The organism is Nitrobacter sp. CN101, from assembly GCF_055390255.1.
The window spans coordinates 725,473-741,527 of sequence record NZ_AP038833.1; the positions used below are offsets into that span (position 1 = coordinate 725,473).

Genomic DNA, 16,055 nt, shown 5'->3' on the forward strand with positions numbered 1-16,055 from the left:
CAGATGATGACGACGGTAAATCACGCAAACGAAAGCGCACTCACCGAATACGTCACCGCGACGATCGGCGACCAGTTGTTTGGGCTGCCGATCTCACGCGTGCAGGACGTGTTCAAGCCGGAACGTCTAACCCGCGTGCCGCTGGCCTCGAACGATATCGCGGGCGTACTGAATCTGCGGGGCCGTATCGTCACCGCGATCGATATGCGCGCCCGGCTCAAACTTCCCAGGGGGGAAGCCGGTCGCCCGCCCATGGCTATCGGCGTCGAGCTGCGCGGTGAGTCCTACGGACTTTTGATCGACTCGATCGGCGAGGTCATGAAACTCCCGGATGAAGGCCGCGAGGTCAATCCGGCTAATCTCGACCTGCGGATGGCGGAGCTGTCGGCAGGTGTGTATCGGCTGGATGGGCAGTTAATGGTTGTTCTCGATGTCGATCGTGTTCTGGAGATTGGACCTGACAAGCTTGCAGCTTGACCCCGGCAAATGCCGGCCGAGGGAAAGCGCTGAAAAGACACGGAGACCAAAATGAAAACGTGCCTGATCGTTGACGACTCGAGTGTCATTCGCAAGGTCGCACGACGTATCCTGGAGGGCTTTAATTTCCACATCGTCGAGGCGGAGGATGGCGAGAAGGCGCTGGATGTTTGCAGGCGTGAACTGCCTGACGCCGTGCTTCTGGACTGGAATATGCCGGTCATGGATGGCTACGAATTCCTTCGCAACCTTCGCCGGATGCCTGGCGGCGATCAGCCGAAGGTTGTGTTCTGCACCACCGAGAACGATGTGGCGCACATCGCTCGCGCGCTCCACGCCGGCGCCAACGAATACATCATGAAGCCGTTCGACAAGGACATCGTGACAGCCAAATTTCAGGAAATCGGCCTGATCTAAATCTCGTCGCGATCCGGGCGGCTGGACATTTTTATTCGTTGCGTGGGGTGGGGCATGAGTACTGCTGTGGCAAGTCCGGTGGCTCAAGATTCGAGAAAGCAGGAGCCGCTGCGCGTCATGGTGGTCGATGACTCCGTCGTTATACGCGGACTGATTTCCCGATGGATCGAGGCTGAGCCCGACATGATAGTTGCGGCCTCGCTGCGCACCGGGCTCGACGCCGTCAAGCAGGTTGAGCGCGCCAACCCCGATGTCGTGGTCCTCGATATCGAAATGCCCGAACTGGACGGCATTTCCGCGCTGCCGCAACTGCTGGCCAAGAAGCGCAACCTCATTGTCATCATGGCCTCGACGTTGACCCGCCGCAATGCGGAGATCAGCTTCAAGGCGCTGTCGCTCGGCGCCGCCGATTACATTCCGAAGCCCGAGAGCACGCGAGAGATCGCCGCGGCTGATATCTTCAAGCATGACCTGATCCAGAAGATCCGGCACCTCGCTGCAAAACGTCGTCGTCCGGCGCCTGCCGCCTCACCGCCGCTGGTCCCGCGCGAACAGGAACCGCTTGCCAAAGCCGTTCCTGCGACGAGCCGCCCCCCGCCAACGCTGCGTGCCTTCAGCGCAAACGTCCCACGTGTGCTGCTGATCGGCTCGTCCACGGGCGGGCCGCAGGCGCTGATGGCGCTGGTGGGCGGAATAGGGCCGGTGATCGACCGTTGCCCGGTGCTGATCACCCAGCACATGCCGCCGACGTTTACCACCATTCTCGCCGAGCATCTGGCGCGGGCTGCAGGGCGCCCCGCGCATGAGGGAGTGGATCAGGAGACCGTGAAGCAGGGTCATATCTATCTTGCACCCGGCGGCCGTCACATGCGGGTGGTCCGAAAAGGAGCAGACGCCGTCGTCGTTCTGGATGACGGCCCGGCGGTGAATTTCTGCAAACCAGCCGTCGATCCTCTGTTCACGTCGGCGATAGACGTCTGGCAGGGCGGCGCTCTCGCCGTGATCCTGACCGGAATGGGATCCGATGGAATGCGCGGCGGCAGGCAGATTGTTGCTGCCGGGGGGAATGTCATCGCGCAGGACGAAGCGAGCAGCGTGGTGTGGGGAATGCCAGGCGCCGCCGTCCACGACGGAATTTGCGCGGCCGTTCTGCCGCTTCAACAAATCGCCCCGAAGCTGGTTCGGTTATTTGCGGGAGACCGTCTGTGACACCGCTTGATTTTGAGTACTTGCGCAAGTTGCTGAAAGAGCGGTCCGGCCTCGATCTTGCCGCCGACAAGCAATATCTGGTCGAGAGCCGTTTGACTCCGCTCGCACGCAAGGCCGGCTTCTCTGGTATCGGCGACCTTGTGCAGAAAATGAAGAACGGTGCCGCGGCCCTGACGGTCGACGTCGTCGAGGCGATGACCACCAATGAAACCTTCTTCTTTCGCGACAAGACACCGTTCGATCATCTGCGCGAGACCGTGATCCCGGCGCTGCTCGAGGCCCGCGCGGCTCGTCGGAATCTGCGGATCTGGTGCGCCGCAGGTTCGACCGGGCAGGAGCCGTATTCGATCGCGATGTGCCTGAAGGAATGCGGTCCGTTGCTGACGGGTTGGCGCACCGAGATCATCGCTACCGATCTGTCGAACGAGGTGCTCGAAAAATCGCGCGCCGGCCTCTACAGCCAGTTCGAAGTGCAGCGTGGATTGCCCATTCAGTTGCTAATCAAGTATTTCAAGCAGGTTGGCGAACTGTGGCAGATCAACCCCGACATTCGCGCGATGGTTCAGCACCGCCAGCTCAACCTGTTGCAGGATTTTTCCCATCTTGGGACCTTCGACGTGATCTTCTGCCGCAACGTGCTGATCTATTTCAATCAGGAAACCAAAATCGGCGTCTTCACGCGGCTTGCGAAGCAGATGGAAGCTGATGGTTTCCTTGCGCTCGGCGCTGCTGAAACCGTAGTCGGGCTGACCGATGCGTTCAAACCGCATCCCGACAAGCGCGGTCTTTATCGGCCCAATCGCGTTTGCTCGCCCACGCTGGTGCCGGGCATGCCGTCACCCAAGGCGGCGGCCCGCGCGTAAAGTCTGCGCTTCGGGGGCATTCTGGAGCGCGGCTTTGGCGACGAATGCGTTGCGTTCGCCGCTTACGCGGCATTCGGAGTGATGCCGCGTTTCACAAGATCGCATGCGGCACAAAGCGAGACGTGTTGCCCGTGATCGGGTTCTCGTCCTCGCGGATCGACAGTCCGCAAGCCTGATCGCCAACGATCCAGCTTCCGATCACCGGATACTGACCATCAAAGGTCGGCAACGGCGCGAAGGCCTGACGCACGAACCCTTCGCTGCCGTAGGGGCCACCCTGCTGATCCAGCGCCGTTCCGCTGCTGACCAGTTCGATGTTGGCGCCTTCGCGTGAGTAGATCGGCTTGCGCACATACGAGTTGCCGAGCTTGCTCGCCGCGGCATCGTCCTCGAAATAGGCGGGCAGCAGGTTCGGGTGGTTGGGGAACATCTCCCACAGCAGCGGCAGAATTCCCTTGTTGGAGAGCACGACTTTCCAGGGCGGCTCAATCCATCGCGTCGACGCGGCCTGAACCTTGGAGCCAAAGCTGTCGCGCAGCATCCATTCCCAGGGGTAGAGCTTGAACGCGAGCTCAATGCGACGATTGTCAAGATCGACGAACTGGCCGGTGCCGTCGACGCCGATGCGTTCGATCTCCAGCGACGTCGTTTGAAGGCCGGCCTGCCGGGCGGTGTCCTCGAGATAGTTCAGTGTGACCGCATCCTCGGGGTTGTCGTACAGCCCGGTCAGATGCAGATGGCCATTCGTCGCGATCTCGCGCCAGCGCGCGATCAGTTTGTCGTGGATGGAATTAAACTGATCGACATTCTTGGGAATGATCTGGCGCTCCATCGCCTGTTCGAGCCAGGTCCATTGAAACACCGCGGCCTCGAACAGCGAGGTGGGGGTATCGGCATTGTATTCGAGCAGTTTCGCTGGCTCGTGACCGCTGAAGCTGAAGTCGAAGCGGCCGTAAAGCGTGGTATCGCTGCGCGCCCAGCTCTCGGTGAGGATCGGCCAGCAGGCTTGCGGGATCCTGAGGCGGCGTAGCACGCTCTCGTCATTCATCGCACGCTTGACCAGTTCGAGGCACATGGCGTGGATTTCGCCGGTCGGCGCTTCGATCTGTTGCTCGATCTCGTCAAGCGTGAACGCATAATAGGCCCGCTCGTCCCAGTACCGCGCCCCGTCAAGGGTATGAAATGCGAAGCCGGCATTCTCTGCGGTCGATTGCCAGTCGTCTCGTTCGGGGCAGGCGATGCGTTGCATAGGAGGAACTCGCGAGCCGCAGCGTGTCAGCCGCCGGAGAAGTGAGCCGAGATCGCATGGGCGAAGCCGCCGAAGCCGCCGCGTGTGACGGAACCGCTGCCGGATTCGGATGAGGAGTGGCTCGAGGAGGAATCGCTGCCGCCGTAATAACTCGATCGCGATGACCAGCCGCTGCTCGATGAACCCGAATTGCAGGTGGTATCGGTCTGGCCGGGTGTTGCGGATGTCGCGACGCCGGGCCGGTTAGGTTCGCAGTTGTTGTGAGGCATCAGCAAGTAGGCACCACCGCCGACCGCGAGCGTGCCCATCACCAGCAGCGCGACACGTCCGGAACGCTTCACCGGGGGCGACGATTCGAGCGGCGGCAGCCGTCGTTTTCCGAATTGTTCGGCGGGAGGCTGGGCCATGGTTAGTACACCATCGACGCAGCGTTGATCGCGCCGGCCGCGACCGATGACAGGCCGAGCCAGATCGCCGGCGCGAGTTCGCCGGCGGCGATTCGAGCCGACAGGTTCGGCACCGGAATTTTGACAATGTAATAGACCGCGATCTGCACGATCAGCGCGATCACGCTCCAGATCAGACAGTCGATCACGTTGACAGTGTGGATAATGGCGCTGACCACCGGAATGACGAAGCCGATCAGGCTGAGCCCGAGCGCGATCGCCGCAGCCGGATGGTTGTCGCAGATCAGCTTGAATTCATCGTGCCGCGTGACGCGCGTGTAGACGAACAGATACAGCACGACCGCGATCAGGCCTGTGCAGAAATACAGAAGGAAGGCCGGCAGCCCGGCCAGCGATTGCAGGATCATGTCAGCCCCCGTGATGACGCCTCAGCCCGGATAATCAGCCATGTTGTGTCAGTCGAGGCAACCCGGCGACGGGTTCAGGGCAGGATCTGGCCTTCGGGTCGAGTAAATGCAGACTTCTAAGTCTCACAAACAAAGACCCCGCCATTTGCGGCGGGGTCAGTCTGGGAGGAAAGGTGAAGTCCGGTATCACGCCGGAATGCGAACTTCGTCATCGTGCGGTTCACGGAGCACGTAGCCGCGGCCCCAGACGGTCTCGATGAAGTTGCGGCCTTCGGAGGCATTGGCGAGCTTCTTGCGCAGCTTGCAAATGAAGACGTCGATGATCTTCAACTCGGGCTCATCCATGCCGCCATAGAGGTGGTTAAGGAACATTTCCTTGGTCAGCGTGGTACCCTTGCGCAAGCTGAGCAGCTCGAGCATCTGATATTCTTTGCCCGTAAGGTGGACGCGCTGGCCGCCGACTTCCACCGTCTTGGTGTCGAGATTGACCACGAGATCGCCGGTCTGGATCACCGACTGGGCATGACCCTTGGAGCGGCGCACGATCGCATGGATGCGGGCCACCAGCTCGTCCTTGTGGAAGGGCTTTGTCATGTAGTCGTCGGCGCCGACGCCGAGACCCTTGACCTTGTCCTCGATGCCGGCGAGGCCGGAGAGGATCAGAATGGGTGTTTTGATTTTGGAGACGCGCAGCTGCTTGAGCACGTCGTAACCCGACATGTCGGGCAGGTTGAGGTCGAGAAGAATAATGTCGTAATCGTATAGCTTACCGAGATCGACGCCTTCTTCGCCGAGATCCGTCGTATAGACGTTGAAACTCTCGGACTTGAGCATCAGCTCGATCGACTGCGCGACGGCGCTGTCATCCTCAATCAGCAAAACGCGCATGCCAGTCCCCTAATCGTCGCCGCGCCGGGCGTCAGGCCGGCCGCAATACTTGCGGCACTGGAAACGCCTTTAAGCAACTGATTCGGATCCTGACAGCTTATGGTTAACAAAAACTGTTTCTGTTCTGCAAGTCTCTTCGGTGCAATTTTCATCGAATCGCCCTAAGCTGTTGCATTGAAGCAGCTTTCCTTATCCGACCGGCACTCAGGCTCCACATTAAAAGTCAGGCCTAACCGACTCTCGCGACTCGCCTTCGTCCTGAAGACACGTGCGCTCAGTCACCAAAGACAGTGACGCAATGATTAACGATGCGGGTAAACACGAGGTTAAGGAGCTCGGCTAATGCGCGGAAACCTAAGGATTTCACGATGAAGAGCTTGGCCGAGCGGATTGGCGAGATCGAGCGCGTCAATATTTATGGCCGCGTGGTCGGCGTACGTGGGCTGATGGTTGAGATAGCCGGCCCTATCCATGCGATGTCGGTGGGATCCCGTATCGTGATCGAGACCGGCGTTGGTCGGGCCATCCCGGCGGAGGTGGTTGGCTTCAACGGCGACAATGCCGTTGTCATGCCGTTTGCCGGCCTTGACGGGGTACGACGCGGCTGCCGCGCCTTGATCGCCAATGCCTCCGGCCAGGTGCGGCCGGCAGCCTCATGGCTCGGGCGTGTTATCAACGCCATGGGCGAGCCGATTGACGGCAAAGGGCCGCTACCACAGGGACCGGCGCCGGTGCCGTACCGTAATTCGCCGCCGTCGGCGCATTCGCGCAAACGAGTCGGCAAACCGCTCGATCTCGGCGTCCGCGCCCTGAACACATTCCTGACCTGCTGCCGTGGCCAGCGGCTCGGCATTTTCGCCGGCTCCGGCGTCGGCAAATCGGTGCTGCTGTCGATGTTGGCGCGCAACGCGGATGCCGACATTTCGGTAATCGGACTGGTCGGCGAACGCGGTCGTGAGGTGCAGGAGTTCCTGCAGGACGACCTTGGCGAAGAGGGCCTCGCACGATCGGTCGTCGTGGTGGCGACTTCTGATGAGCCAGCCTTGATGCGGCGTCAGGCCGCCTATCTGACTCTGGCGGTCGCGGAATATTTCCGCGACGAGGGCAGGGACGTCATGTGCATGATGGACTCGGTGACACGCTTTGCAATGGCGCAGCGCGAAATCGGACTGTCGACCGGCGAGCCGCCGACCACGAAGGGCTACACACCGACAGTGTTCACCGAATTGCCGAGGCTTCTGGAACGCGCCGGTCCCGGCGCCGACGAGGGAACCATCACCGGCATCTTCACCGTGCTGGTGGACGGTGACGATCATAACGAGCCGGTGGCCGACGCAGTGCGCGGCATTCTCGACGGCCATATCGTGATGGAGCGTGCCATTGCCGAGCGAGGTCGCTACCCCGCGATCAACATTTTGAAGTCGGTGTCCCGCACCATGCCGAAATCGGCTGATCCAGCCTTCCTGCCGATCATTACCCGCGCGCGACAGATGATGGCCACTTATTCCGATATGGAGGAACTCGTCCGGCTCGGCGCCTATAGGACCGGCTCCAACGCGGAGGTCGACGAGGCAATCAAGTTGAATCCGGTTTTAGAGGATTTTCTGCGCCAGGCGAAGGATGAGGTGACCAGCATCGAGGAGGGTTATCGAAGGTTGCAGCAAATCGTTAAGACCTTGGAAACGGAAAGCTAACTTTGTCGGGTCATCATCGGCTTCTCATAAGAGGAGTACGGCGGGATCCGAAGGAGGTGCCGCCGTTGTCCCGCGTAGATTGGGACTTCTGGGGAGTACGAGTCGATGAAGTCACGTGAAACGCTGATCCGCCTGAAGAAATTCCAGGTCGAGGAGAAGCGTCGGAGGGTGGCTCAGATCGAGGGCATGATTGCTGATTTTCAGCGCATGTCGGTCGATCTGGAGCGTGAGATCGAAATCGAGCAGGAACGTGCTGGGATCGATGATCCCGCACATTTCGCGTATCCGACCTATGCCAAGGCAGCGATCCAGCGCCGGGAAAACCTGACCCGCTCCGCCGACGAACTCCGCGTCCAGCTCGAAGATGCCAAGATGGGCTTGGCGGAAGCCTTTGAGGAGCTCAAGAAGGTCGAATTGCTGGATGAGCGCGATCAGGCTCGCGAACGCGCTGAAGAGAGCGCTCGCGAGCAGGCCGATCTTGATAGTATCGGTTTAATGCGCTCGCGCATGGGCGCCGCCACCATCGCGTGACGCGACATCGACGACGGCTTCTATCTGGGTACGCTTATTATTATGGGGTGTTTATAACGAAAGAAAACGCCCGTGGGGGGCGGGCGTTTTCCATCGTAGTCCACTTGGGGTTAGTGGGTCCTCTACGTACTCACGTGGCGACTTCGGGGGGCAAATGTAAAGAAGCCTCGTGAATTCCTTCAAACTCCTTCAGCGGACGACCATCGCGCCCGAACTCGTAACAGCCATCGGCTTCCCGGCCTTGATGATGCGTGCAGTCTGGGTATAGCCATCGTCAGCGCTCATCCGCGCTGAAATTGCGAAACCCGCCACTGCAATACCTGCAACAAGAGCCACAACCACGATCTTCAGGTGGGTCGTCCGATCCGCGCTGTAAATCGAATGGTTCATTGGAAGCCCTCCTGGCGTAACTTCCTTCTTGAAGATTGGTCGCCGCTGCCTGCGCAGAGGTTCATAGTCTCGCGCCTTTAGAACGTAGGAATCGACACCAATGTTCCGAAGGGTTGATCACAAAGTGGTGAAAAGGTGTGAAGATGCGCGATCATTGAACCCGGCCTAATATGGAGAAATTGATAAATTATGCAAATACATCAGCATTTTAACGTTAAACTGCGCACGCGGCGCGTCCCGACGGGGCCGACGGGGGTCGGGCAAGGGCTGGAGATAAACCAGTTGTCTGGTGCCAAAATGCCGCATTAAGAGCGGCGTGATTCGAGCAGCGTAATCAGATGCTGCCGACCGTCTTGAGCCGGGCCCGGGGATGGATTTCGGCCTGCGATAGAACAGAGGTCTGGGCGCGGAAACGCTCGACCAGCGAGCGGACGAACGGCCGGATTGCGGCCGAGGTTACCAGTACCGGCGCTTCGCCTTCCCGGGCGGCCTGTTCGAAGCGGTCGCGCACCGCGGCCATAAATTCTGATAACTTTGACGGCTGCATCGCAAGGCTGCGTTCCTCGCCCTGGCCGATGATGGAGTCGGCGAAGGCCTGTTCCCATTTGGCCGATAGTGCGACCAGTGGCAGGTAACCGTTGACGGAAGTGTTTTGGGCGCAGATTTGACGCGCAAGGCGGGCACGCACGTGCTCGACCAGCGTCGCCGGGTTGCGCGAGAAGGCCAGCGCTTCGGCGATGCCTTCGAGGATAGTGGATAAATCGCGGACGGAAATGCGCTCGGCGAGCAGGAGCTGCAGCACGCGCTGGATGCCGGATATCGTGATCTGGCCTGGAACAATGTCCTTGATCAGCTCGCCCTGTTCCTTCGGTAGATCCTTCAGAAGTTTTTGCACTTCGCCGTAAGAGAGCAGATCCGACATGTTGGTCTTGAGCAGTTCAGTGAGGTGGGTCGAAACTACGGTCGCGGCATCGACCACGGTATAGCCTTTCAGTGAGGCCTCCTCCTTGAGCGAGGCATCCACCCACGTTGCCGGCAGTCCGAAGGTCGGTTCGGTGGTGTGAATGCCGGGAACCCCGACCTGATCGCCGGCAGGATCCATCACCATGTACTGGTTCGGCCAGATACGGCCCGAGCCGGCGTCGACCTCTTTGATCTTGATGATGTAGGTGTTGGCCTCTAGCTGCACGTTGTCGAGAATCCGCACCGCCGGCATCACGAATCCCATCTCGATCGCGAGCGAGCGGCGCAGCGCCTTGATCTGCTCGGTGAGGCGATCCTGGCCATCCGGGCCGTTGACCAGCGGCAACAGCGCATAACCCAGCTCGATCTTCAGATCGTCGATCTTCAGCGCCGCCGAGATCGGCTCTTCCGTGCTCGGGGGGGCGACCGCGGCGTCCGCCGCCGCCGCCATGGCTGCCGCAGCCGCGGCGCTTTGGCGTTTTCGCGAACTCCAGGCAAGCGCCGCCGCTCCGCCGCCGAGCGCGACAAACGGCAGCATCGGAATGCCGGGCAGCAGACCCAGCACCAGCATGACCCCGGCTGACATACCAAGCGCTTGCGGATAGCCGGAGAGCTGCTTCATCAGCGCCTTGTCGGCGGCGCCGGTGACGGCAGCCTTGGAGACCAGAAGGCCCGCGGCGGTGGAGACGATGAGTGCGGGAATCTGTGTCACCAGCCCGTCGCCGACGGTGAGCAGCGTGTAGCTGCGCGCGGCGTCGGCGAAGCTCAGGCCCTCCTGCGCAATGCCGATGACCATGCCGCCGATGATGTTAATGAAGACGACGAGCAGGCCGGCGACCGCATCCCCCCGCACGAACTTTGAGGCGCCGTCCATGGCGCCGAAGAAGCCGCTTTCATCTTCCAGCGCCTTGCGGCGTTCCTTGGCGGTCTTTTCGTCGATGAGGCCGGCGGAGAGGTCGGCATCGATCGCCATCTGCTTGCCGGGCATGGAGTCGAGCTGAAAGCGCGCCGCCACCTCGGCGATGCGGCCCGAACCCTTGGTGATGACCACGAAGTTCACGATCACCAGGATCGCGAACACGATGATGCCGATCACGAAGTTGCCGCCCATCACGAAGTTGCCGAAGGCCTCGATGACGTGGCCGGCGGCGGCCGAGCCTTCATGCCCGTGCGACAGGATCAGCCGTGTTGAGGCGAGGTTGAGCGACAGCCGCAGCATGGTCGCAATCAGCAGCACGGTCGGGAAAGAGGAGAATTCCAGCGGCGCCTGGATGAACAGGGACGTCATCAGGATCAGGATTGACAGCGTGATCGAGATCGCCAGAAAGAGGTCGAGGATGATCGACGGCAGCGGAAGAATCAGGACGACAAGGATCGTCAGGATGCCGAAGGCGAGCGCGAGATCGCCGCGCTTCAGCATGATCCCGATCTCGCCAAAACTCGGAAAACCCGAGCCTGGCGAATTTGCGTCCTGATTCGCCGTGATGCCCCTCATCCCCCGTCTCCCCCACGCCCAAGGCCGCTCCCGCGCCGATCGTCTGCGCGGCGGCTGAGGCGCCTCCATTTCGAATCGAAGTGAGGCGCCGCCCTGGCGTTCATTGGGGGCGATGCCGTTCTGAGCGGCTGACGACGCGCGGTCCCCTAGGCAGAATTTGCCCGGTGTATGGTTAGCAAAGAGTTAAGACGCCCTCGTTGCGTCTGGTTCTGTCACTTCCGGTGCCGCTAGGTCTCGTGGTCGCTGGTGACCGCTGGAACGATGTCTTTTGGCCGGCGCCCAGACAGAACGTGTTCTTTCGGCGCTGCCGTCCCGGTCCGCATCGGGCCTGTACGCTCGCAACCAGCTAATAAGGTCATCGAAATAAAGGTCATCGAGATGTCCGGTTTGCGGAGCGGCGTCAAAAACCCGCTTGGTAAGACCTACGACCCCGCCTGATGCCTGCCGCAGTCGCACATCTTCTGTGGAACGCGTGCCACTTTTAGCGCGGTGGTCACGGAGAGGAGGAAATGCGCGCTCCGATCTGGCGCGCGTGCTCCGTATCGCGCTCGAAGCCACCCAAAGCCCTGACCGCCGATTGCCGCGCGGCACATGACATTGTAAGGGGATGCCTGCGCCGGCGGCGGTTGCACACGCGACGTCCGGCCGGGGCCTGTAGCTCAATGGTTAGAGCCGGCCGCTCATAACGGTCTGGTTGGGGGTTCGAGTCCCTCCGGGCCCACCAGCAAATCAGGCATCTACACGAGCCTGTGAGACCTTCCGACTCATGTGGCGCCAACGCGTATCAATTTTACGCGAGTGCGACGAAGGCGGCGAGACGATCGGGCCGCGAATTCTCCTGCCCTCGCGGGGCCATCTGGCCTGATGACCACAACATCTTTAAGTGCGAGATGCGGCGGGGCGACTGACATATCTGGACAATGTCACGGCGCAATGCACGGCACAAAGGTGCCGACTTGTTCGTCCGCGCGAGAAGCTGGTTACAAATCGAATCTGTGAGGTTTGATAGGTAGTTCCGCTGTGACGACTGCAGTCGTCTTACAGAATGCACGCGGAACGCAAGATGGGAAAGATAGGATCGACCACAGACCTTGGCGCCTGTGCTCTGAAGAAGTGATACGCCCGATCGCGGTCCTCGTGGGTATCTCGCCATATGATAACAATCGGGGATCGAAACAGATGGTTTCGGTTTTACGTTGCACTGCAGCTAACACGAAAGGCTAACGTGCGCGGAGCTTGATCCTGTGGCGATCGGCTGTCATATATTTATTTGTCTATTTTATCGTTGTGAAGTTGTTCTCAAAATGAGATTTATATTCGGTCTATTCCCTATCATCGAAGCCGTATCCAGGTAGGAAGATGAAGAAGCATTCGCGGGAGGAAATTCTTTCGAAGCTTGCCCGGGCAGACGAGCTTGCCCGCACGGGCAATTCCCAGGTTGATGTGTGCAAGGCGCTTGGTGTGAGTGTCATGACCCTTCATCGGTGGAGGAAACTGCCCCTGCCAAGGCAAGAAGCAAATGTTTTTCAGGACAATGCAGGAGAAGGTGTGGCGTCTGCCAGACCTCCGGCGATGGATCAGATGCGTCATGTTCTGGAGGAGCTTAAACTCGAGAACCAGCGGCTTCGAAAGATCGTCACGGATCTCTTGCTAGAGAAAATGAGGCTTGAGGAAGCCGCGGTTACGGCATCGTCTCGTCCGTCGGAGACGCCTGGTGTGATCCAGGCCCTGCTTGGTCCAGCCAATTCCAGATAGCTGTCCTTGGAAGGGAAAAGCGTCTCTCTGCGAGTGCGGAGTTACCTATTCCTCTTGGTCGGTCCGTTCGATTGCGTCCGCCAGTTCTTGGATTTCCCGATCGGCGTTATCTCCGGGCACGAAGCTTGTTACCGATTGACCGCTGGTGAAGCAACGAACGAAGGCGGCGCGGCTAGCGATCGGCGGCCCGACCGCTTCACCGAATGTATTTAACTCGTCGAGCAGTTGCCTTCCCTCGAGCGTGCGGCGATCGAGCCTGTTCGGCACCAGGATCACCTTGATTCGATCCCGGCGGCGTTCCCGTGCTGCGTTAATGATCGCAAGCGTCTGAAGTGTTGCGTCGAGGTCAAGGCCGGACGGGGTGCAGGGTACCAAAATCAGATTGGCCACAGCGATGGAGGCCCCCATTTCTCGAGCGTTGGGAGCGGTGTCGATGACGATCACCCCGGCTTCAATGCTGCGCACTTCCTGCGCCCAGGCGGAGACTGACATTTGCTCCAGGGCCATTTCATAGACCGGGAATTCGAGATTGCCGGGCTCCGCCCACTGTGAGGCGGAACGTTGAGGGTCGCTGTCGACAAGCGCAACGTCATGTCCCCGGCGCGCGAGCGCAGCGGCGACACAGACCGCAATTGTGGTTTTGCCGACACCGCCTTTGCGCTGAGTAACGGTTATAATTCTCCGTCTCAGTCCGGGAGAGCTCATGCGGGCGCCACGACAACAAATTCTCACATTTTCCGGTAAAAGCATCTGCCGACGTTACCATTTCTTGACCGAAAATCACAATTGGCTGGCCGGTCAGGGTTTTAATAGCGGTCCGTCCTTCTGATTTTATGCATGCCTAGTGGACGAATCCGACCCAGATTTAGTGAAATCGGCTCGGCAAAGTACGCAGATATCCGGCTGATGGGCCGACGGTCCCAATCGAATCTAAGTTAAGGGGATGTAATTTGATCCTTGACTTGCGCGATCTGGTGCCTCTAACATATACATAACAATTGAGAGGTAACATAACATTTATATGTTATGTGAGCCTCGGGTCGGCTCAGGACTAGCACATTCGAACTGCAGTATATTGGTGTCGATTGGCGTCGACTGAATATCTGCTTTCGTCATGAAAAAATCCAGCCAGAGGGCGCCATGGCCGTTTCCTATTTGACGAAGACCGAGTTAGGTGAGTTTCTCAATAATAACGGGAACATCGAAGCGGGCGTACGATCGGCGTTGATCGATTCGCTCGAGCAAAGCGGTGTGTTTAACGAGGGCGACAACAGTGCGAGGGGATGGTTGGAGTCAGGGCCGTTCGCCGGTGGGGCGGTGCCGCCGGTGGTCCAGATTCTGGACGTATCCAACTCGACAAGCGTCCAGACGAATCCGAATCTGAAAGCGATCGTCCTGGACGACCACAGCGCCAGACTGAACGTGACCGGCGGGGATAACGACATCTTTGTCGCCGCAGGCAGAGGTAATGATACGATCAACCTTCGCGATAGCGGTGACGATACGGTCTACGGTGGCGGCGGCAACGACGTCATCCGCGGAGGCCATGGCGATAGCTCGCTATTCGGCGGTGCCGGCAATGACAGCATTTACGGCGGCACCGGCAATGACACGCTGGACGGCGGCGCCGGCAACGATCTCCTGGTATCTGGTGCGCTGGCCGCCGGCGGCGGAGGCGGCGGCGGTAACGCGCGCGTTGCCAGCGCCGACGACAGCACCTTCGGGGATAATGATCGCGGCCGCGGCCGTGACGGCGGTCGTGGAGATGATCGTGGCGGCGGTCGCGGAGATGACCGTGACGGCGGTCGTGGAGATGACCGTGGCGGTGGTCGCGGAGATGACCGTGGCGGCGGTCGCGGAGACGACCATGGTGGCGGCCGCGGAGATGACCATGGCGGAGGTCATGGTCATGGCGGCGGTGGCAATAATGGTGGCAATAATGATGTGGAAGGACACAGCACGCTTATAGGCGGCGCTGGGAACGACACACTGGTTGGCGTGCAGGGCGACGTCATGCAAGGCGGTGCGGGCAACGACCATTTCAGGCTGTCCGGTGGTGGACATGGCAATTCCACGCTGGAAGGCGGAGGTGGCAATGACACCTTCCGGATCGAGTCGCATAGCGGCAGCGATACCATCTTCGGCGGTAACGGTAACGACTCCGCCGAGTTTGCCGGTCGTTCGTTCTTCGATGTCGCCAAGATCGACGTCGATGCGAGCACGTCGACCTACACCCTGCACTTCAACGACGAACAGACCGTTGCGGTCAGCGGAGTTGAGGAGCTGCACTTCAGCGATCAGGTCGTCACGCTGCCGAAACTCTCATAGTTCGGACGGAGGGACAGGATTGTTAAGGCCCCGCTTCGGTGGGGCCTTAACTTTTGTGATGCAAAGACACGCCACGGGGCCGCTCGTGCCTTTGTGAAGCCACATCGATAGGGTCATGGTCGTAGATCGCTGGAGCGGTATTGTTCTAACTTTTTTCCGATAGCTCCGATCGGAACGCCAGGAGCCGATGTTGCCCCGAGGTATCAAGCGCTTGCTCAATGCGGGCTCCGGCCCCGGATCTGCCCGACGAATCGCTCGAATGATTCAGGAGCGAGGACTGGAAGAATTACGCTTTGATATCGACCCGGGTGTCAAACCTCATGTCGTCGGCTCCATCCTCGAACTTGAAACGTCGTTCGAGCCACAATCGTTTGATGTGATATGGTCGTCGCACGTCCTTGAGCATCTTTATGCTCACGAGATCTTTCCCACGTTGCGCCAGTTCCATCGCGTGCTGCAACCGGACGGCTTTGCCTTGATCATGAGCCCTGACGTCGAAGCGGTGGCTCATTTTATAGTCGAGCAAGGTATTGCGGCCGTCGCCTACAATTCTCCTGCAGGTCCGATCAGGCCGCTCGATATGCTCTACGGCCATTCCCGGGCGATCGAGGAAGGACACCTGCATATGGCCCATCGCACCGGCTTTACCGCAGAGCGGCTCGGCAATCTGCTATTGACGGCCGGCTTCCCCACCGTGTCCGTCTCAATGCAGAATTTCGAGGTCTGCGCGCTGGCGTTGATGCCCGAGGCCGATGATGCAGCCATCAAGACGGCTTTGTTAGAAAGCGGATTCAATTTTCAGGAGCTGGCGGCTTAGAGCGTTTTCGAGCGAAGTGGAATCCGGTTTGCGTGAAGAAAACGCGTCAAATCAAAAAGCTAGAGTCTTTCACCGTTTCCGTGAAGCTATGAAAGACTCTATTCCGGTGCAGAGTGGCCATGCACGGACGCCCTTGCGTGGTTCGGAAGAACCCGTTGCATTTTC

General features: G+C 59.7%; 16 protein-coding genes and 1 tRNA gene. 10 read left to right on the top strand and 7 right to left on the bottom strand.

Going from position 1 to position 16,055, the window contains the following annotated elements; translation table 11 throughout:
* The first annotated feature begins 6 nt into the window (after positions 1-6).
* Genes ACZ5IL_RS03465 through ACZ5IL_RS03480 form a run of 4 tightly spaced genes read left to right on the top strand, consistent with a single transcriptional unit; the run spans position 7 to position 2,966 of the window.
* Positions 7-477 (top strand): chemotaxis protein CheW, encoded by a 471-nt coding sequence (locus ACZ5IL_RS03465; RefSeq protein ID WP_425907951.1) that lies wholly within the window; start codon positions 7-9, stop codon positions 475-477.
* Positions 478-528: 51 nt separating this feature from the next.
* A complete protein-coding gene (locus ACZ5IL_RS03470) occupies positions 529-894 on the top strand; it encodes a response regulator (protein WP_309773957.1) in 366 nt (121 codons plus the stop codon).
* A gap of 54 nt (positions 895-948) precedes the next feature.
* A complete protein-coding gene (locus ACZ5IL_RS03475) occupies positions 949-2,103 on the top strand; it encodes a protein-glutamate methylesterase/protein-glutamine glutaminase (protein ID WP_464595188.1) in 1,155 nt (384 codons plus the stop codon).
* Positions 2,100-2,966 (top strand): CheR family methyltransferase, encoded by an 867-nt coding sequence (locus ACZ5IL_RS03480; RefSeq protein ID WP_464595189.1) that lies wholly within the window; start codon positions 2,100-2,102, stop codon positions 2,964-2,966. The genes ACZ5IL_RS03475 and ACZ5IL_RS03480 overlap by 4 nt, the downstream gene beginning before the upstream one ends.
* Before the next feature lie 91 nt (positions 2,967-3,057).
* Here ACZ5IL_RS03480 and ACZ5IL_RS03485 read toward each other — a convergent pair whose 3' ends face one another.
* The 4 genes from ACZ5IL_RS03485 to ctrA form a co-directional block, all read right to left on the bottom strand.
* Positions 3,058-4,215 carry a glutathionylspermidine synthase family protein gene (locus tag ACZ5IL_RS03485; RefSeq protein WP_464595190.1) on the bottom strand — a complete coding sequence of 386 codons (1,158 nt, stop codon included), beginning with the start codon at positions 4,213-4,215 and terminating at the stop codon, positions 3,058-3,060.
* 26 nt (positions 4,216-4,241) lie between these two features.
* Positions 4,242-4,622, bottom strand: a complete 381-nt coding sequence (locus tag ACZ5IL_RS03490; RefSeq protein WP_464595191.1) for a hypothetical protein — start codon at positions 4,620-4,622, stop codon at positions 4,242-4,244.
* A 2-nt stretch (positions 4,623-4,624) separates the two neighbouring features.
* Positions 4,625-5,029 carry a DUF350 domain-containing protein gene (locus ACZ5IL_RS03495; RefSeq protein ID WP_464595192.1) on the bottom strand — a complete coding sequence of 135 codons (405 nt, stop codon included), beginning with the start codon at positions 5,027-5,029 and terminating at the stop codon, positions 4,625-4,627.
* Positions 5,030-5,215: 186 nt separating this feature from the next.
* Positions 5,216-5,917: a response regulator transcription factor CtrA gene (gene ctrA / locus ACZ5IL_RS03500; protein ID WP_009798468.1), complete on the bottom strand. Its 702-nt coding sequence runs from the start codon at positions 5,915-5,917 to the stop codon at positions 5,216-5,218.
* A 368-nt stretch (positions 5,918-6,285) separates the two neighbouring features.
* Here ctrA and fliI point away from each other — a divergent pair, with 368 nt between their 5' ends.
* Both fliI and fliJ read left to right on the top strand, forming a co-directional pair.
* Complete coding sequence (fliI, locus tag ACZ5IL_RS03505; RefSeq protein ID WP_464595194.1) at positions 6,286-7,611, top strand: flagellar protein export ATPase FliI; 1,326 nt, start codon at positions 6,286-6,288, stop codon at positions 7,609-7,611.
* Positions 7,612-7,716: 105 nt separating this feature from the next.
* Positions 7,717-8,142, top strand: coding sequence for a flagellar export protein FliJ (gene fliJ / locus ACZ5IL_RS03510; RefSeq protein WP_464595195.1), 426 nt, complete (start codon positions 7,717-7,719; stop codon positions 8,140-8,142).
* Positions 8,143-8,331: 189 nt separating this feature from the next.
* Here the strand turns inward: fliJ and ACZ5IL_RS03515 are convergent, their stop codons facing one another.
* Positions 8,332-8,532, bottom strand: a complete 201-nt coding sequence (locus ACZ5IL_RS03515) for a hypothetical protein (RefSeq protein WP_425907966.1) — start codon at positions 8,530-8,532, stop codon at positions 8,332-8,334.
* Positions 8,533-8,866: 334 nt separating this feature from the next.
* Positions 8,867-10,990, bottom strand: a complete 2,124-nt coding sequence (gene flhA / locus ACZ5IL_RS03520) for a flagellar biosynthesis protein FlhA (protein ID WP_464595196.1) — start codon at positions 10,988-10,990, stop codon at positions 8,867-8,869.
* A 648-nt stretch (positions 10,991-11,638) separates the two neighbouring features.
* On the opposite strand from flhA, the gene ACZ5IL_RS03525 reads away from it, so the two are divergent.
* Both ACZ5IL_RS03525 and ACZ5IL_RS03530 read left to right on the top strand, forming a co-directional pair.
* A tRNA-Ile gene (locus ACZ5IL_RS03525) sits at positions 11,639-11,714 on the top strand.
* Between the two features lie 635 nt (positions 11,715-12,349).
* Positions 12,350-12,745, top strand: a complete 396-nt coding sequence (locus ACZ5IL_RS03530; protein ID WP_464595197.1) for a transposase — start codon at positions 12,350-12,352, stop codon at positions 12,743-12,745.
* Between the two features lie 45 nt (positions 12,746-12,790).
* On the opposite strand, the gene ACZ5IL_RS03535 is transcribed toward ACZ5IL_RS03530, so the two are convergent.
* Positions 12,791-13,450: a ParA family protein gene (locus ACZ5IL_RS03535; protein ID WP_309773965.1), complete on the bottom strand. Its 660-nt coding sequence runs from the start codon at positions 13,448-13,450 to the stop codon at positions 12,791-12,793.
* Positions 13,451-13,885: 435 nt separating this feature from the next.
* Between ACZ5IL_RS03535 and ACZ5IL_RS03540 the strand changes: the two genes are divergently transcribed.
* Positions 13,886-15,073 carry a calcium-binding protein gene (locus tag ACZ5IL_RS03540; protein WP_464595198.1) on the top strand — a complete coding sequence of 396 codons (1,188 nt, stop codon included), beginning with the start codon at positions 13,886-13,888 and terminating at the stop codon, positions 15,071-15,073.
* 259 nt (positions 15,074-15,332) lie between these two features.
* Positions 15,333-15,890: a class I SAM-dependent methyltransferase gene (locus ACZ5IL_RS03545; RefSeq protein WP_464595199.1), complete on the top strand. Its 558-nt coding sequence runs from the start codon at positions 15,333-15,335 to the stop codon at positions 15,888-15,890.
* Positions 15,891-16,055: the final 165 nt, after the last annotated feature.

What these genes read in the sequence shown, in the direction of transcription:
- ACZ5IL_RS03465 (WP_425907951.1), top strand. Translation starts at nt 7, where the DNA reads ATGACGACGGTAAATCACGCAAACGAAAGCGCACTCACCGAATACGTC.
- ACZ5IL_RS03470 (WP_309773957.1), top strand. Translation starts at nt 529, where the DNA reads ATGAAAACGTGCCTGATCGTTGACGACTCGAGTGTCATTCGCAAGGTC.
- ACZ5IL_RS03475 (WP_464595188.1), top strand. Translation starts at nt 949, where the DNA reads ATGAGTACTGCTGTGGCAAGTCCGGTGGCTCAAGATTCGAGAAAGCAG.
- ACZ5IL_RS03485 (WP_464595190.1), bottom strand. Translation starts at nt 4,215, where the DNA reads ATGCAACGCATCGCCTGCCCCGAACGAGACGACTGGCAATCGACCGCA.
- ACZ5IL_RS03490 (WP_464595191.1), bottom strand. Translation starts at nt 4,622, where the DNA reads ATGGCCCAGCCTCCCGCCGAACAATTCGGAAAACGACGGCTGCCGCCG.
- ACZ5IL_RS03495 (WP_464595192.1), bottom strand. Translation starts at nt 5,029, where the DNA reads ATGATCCTGCAATCGCTGGCCGGGCTGCCGGCCTTCCTTCTGTATTTC.
- ctrA (WP_009798468.1), bottom strand. Translation starts at nt 5,917, where the DNA reads ATGCGCGTTTTGCTGATTGAGGATGACAGCGCCGTCGCGCAGTCGATC.
- fliI (WP_464595194.1), top strand. Translation starts at nt 6,286, where the DNA reads ATGAAGAGCTTGGCCGAGCGGATTGGCGAGATCGAGCGCGTCAATATT.
- fliJ (WP_464595195.1), top strand. Translation starts at nt 7,717, where the DNA reads ATGAAGTCACGTGAAACGCTGATCCGCCTGAAGAAATTCCAGGTCGAG.
- ACZ5IL_RS03515 (WP_425907966.1), bottom strand. Translation starts at nt 8,532, where the DNA reads ATGAACCATTCGATTTACAGCGCGGATCGGACGACCCACCTGAAGATC.
- flhA (WP_464595196.1), bottom strand. Translation starts at nt 10,990, where the DNA reads ATGAGGGGCATCACGGCGAATCAGGACGCAAATTCGCCAGGCTCGGGT.
- ACZ5IL_RS03530 (WP_464595197.1), top strand. Translation starts at nt 12,350, where the DNA reads ATGAAGAAGCATTCGCGGGAGGAAATTCTTTCGAAGCTTGCCCGGGCA.
- ACZ5IL_RS03535 (WP_309773965.1), bottom strand. Translation starts at nt 13,450, where the DNA reads ATGAGCTCTCCCGGACTGAGACGGAGAATTATAACCGTTACTCAGCGC.
- ACZ5IL_RS03540 (WP_464595198.1), top strand. Translation starts at nt 13,886, where the DNA reads ATGGCCGTTTCCTATTTGACGAAGACCGAGTTAGGTGAGTTTCTCAAT.
- ACZ5IL_RS03545 (WP_464595199.1), top strand. Translation starts at nt 15,333, where the DNA reads ATGATTCAGGAGCGAGGACTGGAAGAATTACGCTTTGATATCGACCCG.